Raw genomic sequence first — 14,537 nt, 5'->3', positions numbered from 1 at the left:
TTCTTCACAGCACCTCTCTTGTTATTCTTTATTCGAGCAACATAGAAAAAAGTTCTACCATTCTTTATTTAATTGAGTTTACAAAAAAATAAAAAACAGCAGAACTTTATTCATTACCAACTTTAAAAACGTATATCTAAATTATACGATTCGGTAAATAGACAGAGAATGTAGTTCCTTCTCCAACAACACTTGATACAGAAATTTTACCATCATGGCCTTGAACAATATTTTTCGCAATCGCAAGCCCGAGTCCTGTTCCACCTTTTTTCCCACGTGTTCTTGCTTTATCAGCTTTATAGAAACGATCAAATAAAAATGGAATATCTTCTTCTGGAATACCAACGCCCGAATCTTGTACTTCAAAAATGAGACCATTATTTTTCGTATCAATTACAAGTGTTACATGTCCGCCTGCGTTCGTATGACGTATTGCGTTATCAATTAAATTCGTCAATACTTGTTCCATACGATCTGCATCAAACGGGTATTGTTCAATTGGATTTTTGAAATCAACTGTTAGTTCAACTTCTTTATCCTTTGCAATCCCTTGGAATTTACGACCAATTTTTTCAACAAACGGATGTATGTCCACTTCACCTATATGTAACTCTACATTACCACTTTCCATGCGTGCTAAATCTAATAATTCATTTACAAGTTTACCTAAACGAACGGATTCATCATAAATGATTTGAACAAACTCATTAATTTCTTCTTTCGTTTGCACAATATCATCTAAAATTGCTTCACTATACCCTTGCAGCATGACCATCGGTGTACGAAGTTCATGCGATACATTCGCAATAAAGTCTTGACGCATCTTTTCAAGACGACGTTCTTCCGTCATATCTCGCAGTACTGCTACAGCCCCGCGAATTTTCGTTTGATTGTAGAGCGGCGTCATAAGAACTACATAGTTCCCTTTTTGTAAATTAATTTCAACAACTTGTTGTTGTTCGCTTTCTACAACGAGATGGAATAGTTCAACAAGTTCAGAAGGCAGTTTTTTACTGAGCTCTATCTCTTTTTCTTCTTGCCAAACTTGTAAGAAATGTTCAGCCGGCGGATTGATTACTACAACTTCACCTTCTTGATTTAATGTAATAACCCCATCTGCCATACTACTCAAAATACTTGCTAACTGTTCTTTCTCTTGCTGCAGGGCATTCATATTAAACTTCAACTGTTTCCCCATTTGATTTAAGGCCGTTGCAAGCTCACCAATCTCGTCCTGAGATACCATAGGGGCTTTCGCATCAAACTTCCCACGCGACACTTCAAAAGCAACCTCACGCATTTTACGAAGTGGTGCTGTAATTCGAGTAGATAAGAAGAATGCAAAGAAAGTTGTTAATATAATCGCAATCCCTGCTGATAAGAATATAAAATCAGTCGTTCTTTCCATACCTTGTATCGGCACTTGTAAAGATTCGTACACAAACACTGCACTTTGATTTTTTGATTGCACTGGTTTTCCGACAATCATAATATCATTTTCAGTATTTTTATTCTTTCTACTATTAGAGGCTTTTCTAATGTTATTCTTAATTTCTTTTTTGTCTGTAAACACAGCCGCTAATTCTTTATCTTCTTTTAAGTCATCCATTGTAAGAGTGACTAAGCCTTCTTGTTTCGGTGAAGAAGAGATTTCTTTACCATCTTCTACAATAATAATCCTTGAAAGTGGATCAGAGAATTTGTAAGCGATATTCTCAATCGTTTTTACATCGGCACCTTCTTCAATTAACTCTGAAACACTTGTTGCGACTTTTTGAAGCCTAGCTTCACTCATATCAACATAATACGTTCTAAAAAACTGTGAAAGTAAAATCGCAACAAATCCAAGAACAAACGAAACGAGAAGTAATATGGTCATCCATAACTTCCCTACTACACTTCTCCAAAGCATCAGTCGTTCACAACCTCAAATTTGTAACCTACACCCCAAACAGTAACAATCATTTTCGCTGCATCTGGTGATTTTTTGCTTAACTTCTCACGTAAACGCTTTACATGTGTATCAACTGTACGTAAATCTCCGAAGAATTCATATTGCCATACTTCTTTTAACAGTTGCTCACGATCGAATACTTTATCAGGAGCTTTCGCTAAAAATAATAGTAACTCATATTCTTTCGGCGTTAAGTTTACTTCATTACCATCTGCAGTAACACGGTGTGCATCGTTGTCAATTGTTAAGTGCGGGAATACAGTAACATCTTTTGTCGTTGTATCTTGTGTAAAGAATGTTGTTGGTACAGCACGACGTAATACCGCTTTCACACGTAGCACGACCTCACGTGGACTAAATGGCTTTACAATATAATCATCTGTTCCAACTTCAAATCCTTGTACTCTATTTACTTCTTCACCTTTTGCTGTCAGCATAATAATTGGTGTCGCTTTCTTCTCACGAACCCCTTTACATACTTCAATGCCATCTTTACCAGGCATCATAAGATCTAATAAGATTAAATCGTAATCATTTTGTAACGCCATTTCTAAAGCTGTATCACCATTATCTGCTTCTTCAATTGTGTATTGTTCTCTTTCTAAGTACATTTTCAATAAACGACGAATACGATCCTCATCATCTACAATTAAAATTCTTGATTCATTTTCCATCTCTACCCGCTGCGTACTCTCACTTCAGCGGTTCACACCTACCCTTCTTTACTATTATGTTGCGCTATTCTCGTTTATTTAAGCAATCTTCTAAATGTTTCACTTCCCATATTATGCTTCACAAGAATAATAAATTTTGTTCAATTTTTTTCCAAAACTATGTATTTTTTTTGAACAGTATATAATGTCCTCGACATCATTTTACAAAATCAACCGCTACTTTGTCATGTTTTTCTCAAAAAAGAAGAAAAGTTGACAAAAATAAAATAGGAAAGTGACATGCACTCTCCTATTTTATTTCTCTATGCATATGAATGTAAACCGGCAATAATTAAGTTTACTACAATAAAGTTAAACATAATAATTGCAAAACCAATTACTGCAAGCCAAGCTGATTTCTCTCCATGCCACCCTTTAGATAATCGTAAATGTAGTACTGCAGCATAAAAGAGCCACGTTATAAGTGCCCAAACCTCTTTCGGATCCCAGCCCCAAAAACGCGTCCACGCTATTTGAGCCCAAATCATTGCAAAAATTAACGCTCCTAATGTGAAAACTGGGAATCCAATTGCAATAGATCGATATCCGATTTCATCTAGTAAATCACTATTCGTATTCTTTACTAACGGCTGAAGTGCTGCCGATACTCGCTTCCGTAAAACAAGTCTTAATACAATATAAAGTAATGTTCCAACTAACACTGACCAAATAACAGTATTTAATTTCTTCGCATTTACAATCGCTGGAACTTCAACTGCCGGTTCTAATTTATTTTCTGTCAGTAACTTCCCTTCATGCGGTCCAACTAAAGCCGGAAGATTGTACTTCATTTCCAGTTGCTGTTCATTTTTATCAACCCATTGAAACTTCGCTTCATATTTCATACTAGAAAATACCGTTGTTACTCCAATAAATCCAACTGTACAAACAAGTGTAAATACTACCGTCTCTAGCCAAAATGTCCGTTTACTTCTCGTTGATTGATCTACATTTTTTAATAAATACATAACGCCCGTAATAAAACTAATCGCTAAAATTGCTTGTCCTGCTGCTGCAGTCGTCACGTGAATATGTAACCAATTACTTTTTAAAGATGGAATAAGCGGAGATATTTCCCTCGGAAACATACTTGCATAGGCAATTAATAAAAGCGCAACTGGTAATGCAAATAGTCCAATTATACTTACACGGTACATAAAATACATTACAATAAATGCTCCTACAAGCATCATGCCGAAAAATGTACCGAATTCAAAAAAGTTACTAACTGGTGCATGCCCTGATGCAATCCACCTTGTAACAAAATATACTGTTTGTGCTATAAACCCTAAAATTGTAATTGTTATTCCTACATTTGCCCATTTATGACCCTTTTCTTTAATGGCTCCACCAAAAAATAGAGTCGCAATTAAATATAAAATAAATGCGGTAAAGAGAAAGTTACTACTTATTTGCACCATATCGTTTCCCCACCTTAACTAATTTTTTTATCGATTACTTTATCATTTGGCTGTGGAATTGCTGTACCTTCTATTACTCTTTCAATATCTTTCTTTAAACCGAACCAATTTTTATTCGTATGCCCTGCAATCCACCATTCATCATTAACACGTTGTATCCAAATACGGCGATGATTCCAATACATACCTTGAATGACACCAACCATAAATATAAACCCTCCAATACCGAGAATCCAAAGCGTTAAATCTTTTCTTACAGTAAGTGCTGTTGCATTTTGCATTTCAACACCTGCAAACGACATTTTATATTTGTTGTTTCCATCAGGTTCTATATTTTGCTGAATACCAACAAAACTCACTTCACCATCTGGTGTTTCAGGTGTAAACATTTTAAATACAAATGCAGGATTGTTCGGTAATTTCGTTTTTGTATTTGGTTTTCCATTCTCATCAAAATAAAAATCAGGAAAATAGCTTAATAGTTCTAGAGAATAACCATTTCCTAAATCATATTTTTCCTTAGGATTCGTTAAATCTACTTTAATCGGTCCCCATTTTTGATTATTTTCTTTATTTTGCAAGTTGAAGGACATACTTTTAAATTCACTTTCTTTATAATCCACTTGATACACTGCAAATTGATCAAATTTCAGTGGTTCATTTACTCGAATTTCCGCTTCTTTTACTTTTTCCAACTTTGGTTTTTGCCCTGCTATATTTTCGTCCACAGCTTTATATAATACAGCATTCGTTTGGAAGTTTTTCGCAATCATTTTATCGCCTACACGATCAATCGCTTCCTCAAAAACTTCCTTGTCCTTACTTTTATCATAAACTTCTTTTATAAATTTCTCGTTTTTTAAGTAGTATTGTCCATCCGTCCCTGGTATTTCTTTCGTTTCACCATCACGTAACCAAAGTGCTTCGTCTACGTACATACTCGGTAAAAAACGAAGCATCGCACCGAATAAAAAGATAATAAGACCGATATGATTTACATATGGACCCCAACGCGAGAAGCGTCCCTTTTCTGCTAAAACGTTTCCGTCTTCCACTTTCACGTTATAGTTTCTTTTCTTTAAATTCTTTTGCACTCTTTCCAGGTCACCATCTTTCGGTGTACCAGTCCCATATAATCTCTGTCTCTTTAAAAAGCTAGGATGTCTTTTTACGCCTTGCTTTTTTAAAGCTTTATAAAGTGGAATAACGCGGTCTAAACTACATATCACAAGTGAAATACCGATAGAAGCAATCAAAATCATATACCACCATGAACCGTATAAATTATTAAATCCTAATTGATAGTATAATTGCCCTAAAAATCCGTATTCTTGTTTATAATATTCAGCTGGTGCAATCCCTGGAGTTATGTACATTTCTTGCGGAAAAATAGTTCCTATCGCTGATGCAGCTAAAGTTATTACGATTAGCCATACACCCACTTTTACAGAAGAGAAAAAGCTCCAAATTTTATCGACTATCGTTTTTGTTTGCGTGAGAGATCTCCGTGCACTCCCCTCATAGCGCATATCCAATAGTTTTGCATTTTCATTGCTTTCAAATGGTTTCCCGCAAGCTTCACAAAAAACGGTTCCTATCGGATTAACATGTCCACATTCACATTTAATTTCTTTCAACACTCTCACCGCCCCTGTCTCTATATGTACTATTTTATATTCTAACCTTGAGTTACCGCAATACTCAGAATTTTTAAACCAGAGGCACTATAGACACGCACCTCTTATGTAAAGGCTTTCTTTATTACGGAGTAATTTTCTTTAAATACCCTTCTAACTGTTCTTTCGTTTGTTCACCTATAATTTGCTCCACTACTTTTCCATCTTTATCAATCAAAAAGCTTGTCGGTAATGGACCTACTCCATATGTTCCTATAATCTTTTGTCCTTTATCAATAGCAACTGGGAATTTCAAACCATATTGGTTCACAAAGTTCTTTACTGCAATATCCGTTTCATCCGCATCTAACGCTATGATTTCAACGCCTTTTTCTTTATACTTTGGATATAATTCATTCATATAAGGCATTTCTTTTTCACAAGGTTTACACCACGTACCCCAAAAGTTTAAAAATACACCTTTTCCCTTTAAATCTTTTAGTTCAATTTTCTTCCCTTCTAAATCCGTCACAACAAAGTTAGGTGCTTCTTTTCCGATTTGCATTTTCTCTTTATTAGCAAAGAATCCTTGATAAAGGGTAAATCCTACAGCACCACATAAAATGAGTAGAATAATAACGCGAAATAATAAGCGATTTTTCTTCATATTACCTCTCCTCTCCTCGGTAAATGTTATGTATTATCTTCTGTAAATGTTGTATTGAATAAATCACCAGCAGAGCACTCCACTGGTGAATTTTTAACTCTATAGCTTATCTTGGCTTTGTAGAAGCAAGCGCGCGTAATTGTTTCACCTCATGTGGTGTCAATTCTCTCGCATCACCAGGTCGCAGGCTTCCTACTTCTAAGAAAGCATAACGTTCACGTTTTAATTTCACTACTTTACAGTCTAACGCTTCAAACATACGACGTACTTGACGGTTACGTCCTTCATGAATTGTTAATTGTACAATAGCCATTTCTTTACGCTTGTCCCAAGAAATAATTTTCACATGTGCTGGTGCTGTTTTACCGTCTTCTAGTGCAACACCGCGTTCTAACATGCGAATTTTCTCACCTGTTAATGGGCCTTTTATTTTTGCAACATACGTTTTTTCAACTTTATATTTAGGATGCATTAATATATTTGCGAAGTCCCCGTCGTTTGTCATTAATAATACTCCTGACGTATCATAATCTAGACGTCCGATTGGGAATAAACGTTGTGTAATTTCAGGGAAAAAGTCTGTTACAACACTTCTACCTTTATCATCTGATACACTTGAAATTACACCAGTTGGTTTATATAGTAAAAAATAAACAGGTTCTTCTTTTTCAAGAGGGATGTTATTTACTTCTACTTTATCTTGAGGAGTTACTTTTGTTCCTAACTCTTTCACTATTTTTCCGTTAACTTTCACTTTTCCTTGCTGAATTAATTCCTCAGCCTTTCTTCTCGATGCAATACCTGCTTGCGCAATCACTTTTTGTAATCGTTCCATTTCTTTTTTTCACCTCGAATTTATCTTACCTTACATTAGAAAGACTTGGCAACCGCATACGCTTTACGGTTATTCGCTCCATCTCACTTAAACAACATAGCGATGATATTAAACATATAAAGGTCAAATCATGTTTTTATCCTTTATTATTGTCCATATTTTTCATATTTCTCACAATAAAAGTTCATCATTTTGTCAAAAATACCACATAAAAAAACCACTATTAAGCTACACCTTAATAGTGGTCGTATACGTATTATACGCGAAATAGCATAAAAAATGAATAGCTTTACTGAAACAATAGGGAAACAAAGACAATCGAGCAAATAATTCCGATTAAATCTGCAAAAAGACCTACTTTTAATGCATCTCCCATTTTTCTAATACCAACAGCTCCGAAGTATACTGTTAAAATATAAAAAGTCGTATCTGTACTCCCTTGCATCGTAGAAGCTAATCTCCCAATGAATGAGTCTGGCCCATATGTGGCAATTAAATCAGTCGTAATACTTAGACCAGCAGAACCTGAAATAGGGCGTATTAGTGCTAATGGAACGATTTCTGCTGGAACATGAATTAAATCTAGCATTGGCTTCATTACTGATATCATTGCATCTAGCGCACCTGAAGATCGGAATATAGAAATAGAAACAAGCATTCCAACCATAAACGGTAAAATGGAAATTGCAATTTGAATCCCTTCTTTTCCTCCCTCAACGAACGATTCATACGTCGGCACTTTCTTTATCGTGCCATATAAAAGGATAAAACCAATTACACAAGGGATTACCCATAAAGAAATTGTATTTACAATACTCATTTTTTCCGCCCCTTTCTACTCCTTCTTCGGTAAAAATAGCGGTCAATCCAAATCGCTCCAATCATAGAAAGTACTTGTGCAATAAATGTTACCCCAACAATTTCAGTAGGATTGGCTGATTCATACGTCATTCGAATTGAAATGACTGTCGTAGGAATTAATGTAATAGCTGATGTATTTAATGCTAGAAACGTCACCATAGAACGGCTCGCCGAATCCTTTCCTCCATTTAACTCTTTTAGTTGTTCCATCGCTTTAATACCAAGAGGGGTTGCTGCATTACCTAGACCAAAAAAGTTTGCCATCATATTTGATAGAATAAATCCCATGGACGGATGGTCCTTTGGTATTTCTGGAAACAACCTTTTTACTATCGGCATAAAAAGTGAAACTAATTTTTTTAACAATCCGGCTTCCTCTGCAATTTTCATTAAACCAAGCCAAAATACTAAAACACTAATAAGTCCTATACAAATCGTTACTGCATCTTTTGCTCCGTCAAATACAGCCTTATTCACTTCTTCCATCGTTCCATTTATCATGGCGTATACAATCCCAATGACAGCCATCGCTACCCATACGAGATTAACCATCGTTCCCAACACCTATCATGTAAGAAAAAATTTCTTTCACATTATTCCAGTAAAGTCCCGTTGTAGCTACTAACTTCCGTTTACTATAAAATAAATTCCGTTCTCCAACTTTCTCATTGCCAACATAAACATCTGTCTTTCCAACCTTTACTCCATCCTCAAGCGTTATACTTTTATCCAGTTCAACTTTTAATAACACGTTCTTTCTTTCCTCTTCAGTTAACGGCACGGAAAAACTATTTTTCGTATAAACATGGTTGGCATACTTCTTTTCATTTATTTCAGCAATTGCTCCTTGTCCTAAAACTTTCGTTTGCTTGAAACGTTCGAATCCTTTGTCAAATAGATTCATATGATCATCCCAATCACTAGAAGCACTCAAAGTTACGACAATTAAATCTAGTCCATCTTTTGATGCCGTTGTAACAAGCGTTCTTCCTGCTTTCTTCGTAAAGCCTGTTTTTCCTCCTGTTGCAAATTCATAATAAGACGTTACCAACTTATGTTTATTTTTCCACGGGTAATCCCAAGAATCGGATTTATACGTTTTTGTTCCAAAGATTTTTTTAAATGACTCGTTTCCCATTGCATACTTCGTTAATAACGCCATATCGTAAGCCGACGAATAATGTGATCCATCTCCATCTAAACCATGAGGGTTTGAAAAGTGAGTATCTTTCATTCCAATTTCTTTCGCCTTTTCATTCATTAAATATACGAATCCATCTATACTCCCACCCACACTTTCAGCAATTACTTGCGCTGCGTCATTACCAGATCTAAGCATGAGTCCGTATACTAAATCTTCTAACTTCACTTTTTGTCCAGGCTTTAAATAGATTGCTGATCCTTCCACCCTCACCGCTTCATTGCTAACTGACACCATTTCTTTCATCTTCCCTGATTCAGCAGCTAACAAGGCAGTCATAATTTTTGTTATACTAGCAATTTTTTGAGGTTCATGTTCTGCTTTTCCGTATAATACACGACCAGACTGTTGCTCCATTAATACAGCATTTCGAGCACTGACATTGCTGTTCATCTTTGCATATGTAGGAATTGGCATAACGCTTGCGTACATAATAAGAAGCGTAATGATTACACAAATTCGTCTCATATTTCCCCCCACGTCCTTTTGGCACTTTTTGTACAAGTGTATGCTTGGCCTTTTAAAATATGAACGAAATCTTCCTTCTGCTTCCATTAAAAAAGACGCAGAGAATTTGCGTCTAATATGGTGTCCATTCAATTTGTTTCGCAGTTTCAAACCTTTTTTCTACATCAGGCCAATTTACAACATTCCACCAGTTTTTAATATATTCATCTTTTCGATTTTGGTATTGTAAATAATACGCATGTTCCCAGACATCTAGTACAAGGAGTGGTATCGTATCCCATTGTGTAAATAATTGATGAAGTGTACTTTGCAAAATTTCTAACCTTCCAGACCGGGGCACCCAAACGAGAATTGCCCAGCCTGAACCTTCTACTTTAGAGGCCGCTTCTGTAAAATGTTTTTGGAAACGTAAAAAGCTCCCAAAATCTTGTTCGATTTGTTGTGAAAAAGCACCTCTTGGACTTCCACCACCGTCTTTTTTCATGTTATTCCAAAATATCGTGTGTAAGTAATGACCTGACCCATGAAAAGCCGCTTCTCTTTCCCAATGCTTAATTAAATCAAATTGATTTGTTTTTCTCGCTTCTTCCATCATCTTCTCTGCTTTATTTAACCCTTCCACGTAACTCCGATGATGTTTATCATGGTGTAACATCATAATTTCTTTAGAAATATACGGTTCTAACGCATTATACGGATAAGGTAATGGCGGGAGTGTATGTCCTCCAATTGGAACAGCTCGTTCGCTATCCCCTCTTTCATATAATTCATATTCCTCTTCTTCTTGCATAAATACTTCCTGCAAGTGATGCTGAATATGTTCTACATCATCACTTATTTCATACATAAACTCTGCATCTGTTTCATACTCATGCTCTTTCATACGCTCTAACAACGTCTGAATTTTATAAGCAAGCATATGGACATCATACACTTCCATTGCGCGGCTATCTAATACGTGAAGAACACTTTCACACCAATTTTCTACTTCATGAAAGTAATCTGTAAATACACCTTGCTGATTCATGTTGCACCTCCCTAATGCTATCCACTTAACTATATTCAATGAAAATCCCTTATATAACTGTACAAAAGGAAAAGAAGCTAAGTCACCTTAGCTTCTTTTCCGCAATCAATATTTGTGTAACATCTTTGTCTGATAATCCGTCTCATAATATTCTAGTTCTTCACGCATCAATTGAAATTTACCTTCTAAACTCTTCATCACTTGCCCCAAAGATGCAGGTGGTGTTTGTTGAAAAACGATAGAATTTTTTCCTGTATATGCAGACCGACTATTTTCATACCAATAATCACTCTTCGGTGAAAAAAACTCTGCAATTACTTGATGGTAAATCTTATATAAAATTTTTTCAGCTGCTGTTTTTCGAAATGGCTGACTATTCAACAAAACAAAACATGCATCATGTCCTTCTTCGCAAAAAACGAGAAGTCGTCTCATTGATGCTAATAACCCTTTATAATATTGCTCGTTCCCTGCCGGTGTCTCCTCTAATAAAGAAGGCAACGTATGATAATTTACATAATTGGTTATTAAATGAATAGCATCTTCTAAAAATATAGAAACTTGCTCTGTTTGATTTTCAACCATCAAATTAGACATTTTTCTCTCTCCTTTGCCATTTTACGCTATTTCTACTCTTTTATTTTTATGTAATTCAGCCAATATTTCTTGTACTTTCAACACCGTTCCCTCATCAAAATATTGTTGAAATTCTTCCATATTATTTAAATACAAACGTTTTTGCGCACGAAGCTCCCTATCTTTCACTAAACAACATATCGCTACAATATCGCGCAAATATATGTGTTGTTCTTCTACTTTATACAATGGATTTCCTTCAAAAGGAGTAATTTCTTGTAAAACTTCTTCAAAATATCGAACATATAAAACCGAAAAAGTTTTCTCTTTATCATTTAATATATATGTCACTTCAGATCTGTTAAAAAAATCCTCTGATGTATTAGGTTTCGCTTTTTCTAACTCATACCCTACATAACCTTTTATAATCATATACTCCCCCCTCCTCCTTCTTTTATCTTATTCTAACTTAATTTTCTGATAAACAAAATATTCTTTTAAATATACCTATATAAAAAATAGCTCCCCTATACAGGAATTTACCTTTTTATTTTTCTTGAAGTTTGTCATAATAATATTATTGTCTCAGTTTTCTTACACAAGGAGAGTTGTATTTATGTCGTTTTCATGGAAACGTTTCTTACAAATCGGGAAAATTATCTTCCCATTTGTTGTATTAACAATTGTATTCTTTCAAGCAAAAAAAGAATTAGCGGGCATTTCTTTTTTAGAAGCGATTGATACAATTAAAAACATTCCAACTGGAGGAGTCTTTTTAGCAATTACACTTGGTGCATTCGCTGTATCAACAATGTTCTTTTATGACTATGTTATGCTTCGTTACTTAAAAGCTGATATTCCTGTCCAAAAGATTTTCCGTATCTCGTGGATTGCTAATACTTTAAATGGATTTATCGGGTTTGGTGGTCTCGTTGGAGCCGGCGTACGCACAATGCTTTATCGTCCATACATAAAAGAAAATGGAAAACTTATTAAAAGTATCGCTTGGATGACAACTGCCTTTATTAATGGATTAGCTATTCTTTCATTTCTTGGTCTTATCGGAATATTAGACACGAGATTTATTTTGCATGAAAAACCATGGCTATGGCCTGTTCTTATCTTCTTTGCTCTTTTCGTTCCTATATATATCGGGTTTTCTAAATTAAAAAATAGAAAAGCGACGCAAACAGAGGGACAAGAAGAAGAGGAGAAAAACCCAACCGTTTTATACTCATTAGTTTCATTAGTCGAATGGGTATCTGCTGGTATTGTTATGTACGTCATATTATTATTATTTGGCATTGAAATCGAATTCCAAAAGTTTTTAGGCGTATATGTCATTGCTGCTTTAGCTGGTGTCGTTAGTCTTGTTCCTGGTGGCCTTGGATCATTTGATCTTGTCTTCTTAACTGGGCTTGGGCAATATGGCATCGATACAGGTGTTTTACTCCCTGCTATGTTATTATATCGTCTCGTCTATTACATCTTACCATTCTGCCTTGGTCTCATTTTTGCAGCTTTTGAAATGACAGGAGTAGCCATTAAAAAGTTTGAAGATAAACCTTTTATTGCGCCTGCATTAGAGACAACTGGTGTTATATGGACTTTGCAGCGTGACTTTCTAGGAAAGTTAGGTTCTTGGGCATCTGCTGCTTTAACAGTATTTGCTGGCTTAATGGTTATTTTATCAACCATTCTACCGACAAGTATAAATCGGGCACACGCCTTACATATTCTAGCTCCAAAACACCTTATTCAATTTTCTTTTAGCTTATCGCTAACATTCGGTATTCTCCTACTCATTCTTTCACGGGGGATATATTACGGAACAAAACGTTCTTATTATATGACGATTGTTTCTTTAATTGGAGCGGCTATTTTTAATACACTAAAAGGAATTGATGTTGAAGAAACGTTTATTTTATTAATCGTACTCGCTGTATTGTATATGCTTCGTAAAAGGTTTGTACGTGAGAAAATGGAAGTCTCACTTTCCGATATCGTAAAAGTTTTTATATTCCTACTTGTAACGTTATATTTATATAAAAACTTAGGTATTTTATTTGCAGGTGCAAAGGAAGCTTTCAAACCTGATTTTGTCGTTCGTAATATTACACAAGTGAAACGAAGTGCATTAGCAGCTGCCTTTTTTGTTCCTACTTTTTTACTAATTGGTTCACTCATTGCAAATCGTTATCGAAATGAATTTCCCGGGCAACCAGCTAATGATAAAAGATTACAAAACTTCTTAGATGAACATGGTGGAAACGTACTTAGTCATTTAGGTTTTTTAGGAGATAAGCAGTTCTTTTTCAGTAGTGATGGAAAAGCACTCATTCTCTTCTCAATAACTGGAAAACGACTTATTGTACTAGGTGATCCAATTGGGGACCCTTCCTCCTATCGTACTGTACTGCAAGAGTTTTTAGCTGAGGCTGATCGATTTGGATACATTTGTGTATTCTACCAAATTGAAAGTAAATGGATGAGTTTATATCACGATTTTGGTTATAACTTCTTTAAGCTCGGTGAAGAAGCTGTTGTTGATTTAAATACATTTACAATAACAGGAAAGAAACGCGCTGGCATGCGAGCTACTTTCAACCGTTTTGAAAGAGAAGGCTATACATTCTCTATTCACGAGCCACCTTTCTCAGACGAATTATATGAAGAGTTAAGAAAAGTTTCAGATGCATGGCTTGGTGGAAAAAAAGAGAAAGGTTTTTCACTCGGATACTTCGATCGTGAATATATTAGTCGTGCCCCTATCGCAACATTATCTGATGCAGATGGAAAAATTATTGCATTCACAACATTCATGCCCGTATATCAAAACGGATCATTATCTGTCGATTTAATGCGATATTATCCCGATGCGCCTAGCGGCATTATGGACGCAATTTTCATCCACTTATTCCAATGGGCAAAAGAAAATGAATACCACTCCTTTAATATTGGTATGGCACCACTTTCAAATGTTGGTTTATCCACACAGTCTTTCTGGTCTGAACGAGTGGCTGCTGCAATCTTTAATAACGTTCGTTATACGTATAGTTTCAGCGGATTACGACATTTTAAAGAAAAATATAAACCAGCATGGAGCGGTAAATATTTAGCATTTAGGAAGAATCATTCTTTACCAATTACAATGCTCTCTGTAACAAAATTAATAGGAAAAAGAAAAAACAGCTAAAT

13 protein-coding genes are annotated in these 14,537 nt (G+C 35.4%); 1 reads left to right on the top strand and 12 read right to left on the bottom strand.

The genetic code is table 11. From position 1 onward, the window contains the following. Positions 1-136: 136 nt before the first annotated feature. The 12 genes from resE to H6481_RS04515 all read right to left on the bottom strand — a co-directional run bounded on the left by resE (position 137) and on the right by H6481_RS04515 (position 11,771). Positions 137-1,912, bottom strand: a complete 1,776-nt coding sequence (resE, locus tag H6481_RS04570) for a sensor histidine kinase ResE (RefSeq protein WP_000964683.1) — start codon at positions 1,910-1,912, stop codon at positions 137-139. Next, the gene (gene resD, locus H6481_RS04565; RefSeq protein WP_000426861.1) at positions 1,912-2,628 is read right to left on the bottom strand and encodes a DNA-binding response regulator ResD; all 717 of its coding nucleotides are present in this window, start codon (positions 2,626-2,628) and stop codon (positions 1,912-1,914) included. The genes resE and resD overlap by 1 nt, the downstream gene beginning before the upstream one ends. A gap of 302 nt (positions 2,629-2,930) precedes the next feature. Next, entirely contained in the window at positions 2,931-4,088 is a 1,158-nt protein-coding gene (gene resC, locus H6481_RS04560) for a cytochrome c biogenesis protein ResC (protein WP_000250087.1), read from the bottom strand. Positions 4,089-4,102: 14 nt separating this feature from the next. After that, positions 4,103-5,728 (bottom strand): cytochrome c biogenesis protein ResB, encoded by a 1,626-nt coding sequence (gene resB / locus H6481_RS04555; RefSeq protein WP_182811103.1) that lies wholly within the window; start codon positions 5,726-5,728, stop codon positions 4,103-4,105. A gap of 121 nt (positions 5,729-5,849) precedes the next feature. Beyond that, positions 5,850-6,371: a thiol-disulfide oxidoreductase ResA gene (gene resA / locus H6481_RS04550; protein ID WP_000742194.1), complete on the bottom strand. Its 522-nt coding sequence runs from the start codon at positions 6,369-6,371 to the stop codon at positions 5,850-5,852. 106 nt (positions 6,372-6,477) lie between these two features. After that, positions 6,478-7,206: a 23S rRNA pseudouridine(2605) synthase RluB gene (rluB, locus tag H6481_RS04545; RefSeq protein ID WP_000440553.1), complete on the bottom strand. Its 729-nt coding sequence runs from the start codon at positions 7,204-7,206 to the stop codon at positions 6,478-6,480. 289 nt (positions 7,207-7,495) lie between these two features. Next, a complete protein-coding gene (spmB, locus tag H6481_RS04540) occupies positions 7,496-8,026 on the bottom strand; it encodes a spore maturation protein SpmB (RefSeq protein WP_000029514.1) in 531 nt (176 codons plus the stop codon). Further along, complete coding sequence (spmA, locus tag H6481_RS04535; RefSeq protein ID WP_000247810.1) at positions 8,023-8,619, bottom strand: spore maturation protein SpmA; 597 nt, start codon at positions 8,617-8,619, stop codon at positions 8,023-8,025. Before spmA ends, spmB begins: the two co-directional genes overlap by 4 nt. Next, on the bottom strand, positions 8,612-9,736 hold the full coding sequence (locus tag H6481_RS04530) for a D-alanyl-D-alanine carboxypeptidase family protein (RefSeq protein ID WP_001252626.1): 1,125 nt from the start codon (positions 9,734-9,736) through the stop codon (positions 8,612-8,614). The genes spmA and H6481_RS04530 overlap by 8 nt, the downstream gene beginning before the upstream one ends. 112 nt (positions 9,737-9,848) lie before the next feature. Then, positions 9,849-10,763 carry a superoxide dismutase gene (locus tag H6481_RS04525; protein ID WP_001075742.1) on the bottom strand — a complete coding sequence of 305 codons (915 nt, stop codon included), beginning with the start codon at positions 10,761-10,763 and terminating at the stop codon, positions 9,849-9,851. Between the two features lie 105 nt (positions 10,764-10,868). Beyond that, the gene (locus H6481_RS04520) at positions 10,869-11,360 is read right to left on the bottom strand and encodes a YpuI family protein (protein ID WP_000067551.1); all 492 of its coding nucleotides are present in this window, start codon (positions 11,358-11,360) and stop codon (positions 10,869-10,871) included. A gap of 21 nt (positions 11,361-11,381) precedes the next feature. Then, complete coding sequence (locus H6481_RS04515) at positions 11,382-11,771, bottom strand: hypothetical protein (RefSeq protein ID WP_182811101.1); 390 nt, start codon at positions 11,769-11,771, stop codon at positions 11,382-11,384. A 184-nt stretch (positions 11,772-11,955) separates the two neighbouring features. Between H6481_RS04515 and mprF the strand changes: the two genes are divergently transcribed. After that, complete coding sequence (mprF, locus tag H6481_RS04510; protein ID WP_000010853.1) at positions 11,956-14,535, top strand: bifunctional lysylphosphatidylglycerol flippase/synthetase MprF; 2,580 nt, start codon at positions 11,956-11,958, stop codon at positions 14,533-14,535. Positions 14,536-14,537: the final 2 nt, after the last annotated feature.

This window comes from Bacillus sp. ME78 (assembly GCF_903970865.1).
In the GTDB taxonomy this organism is placed as follows: domain Bacteria; phylum Bacillota; class Bacilli; order Bacillales; family Bacillaceae_G; genus Bacillus_A; species Bacillus_A cereus.
The sequence above is the reverse complement of the archived record's forward strand: the minus strand, read 5'-3'. Positions and strand labels throughout refer to the sequence as shown.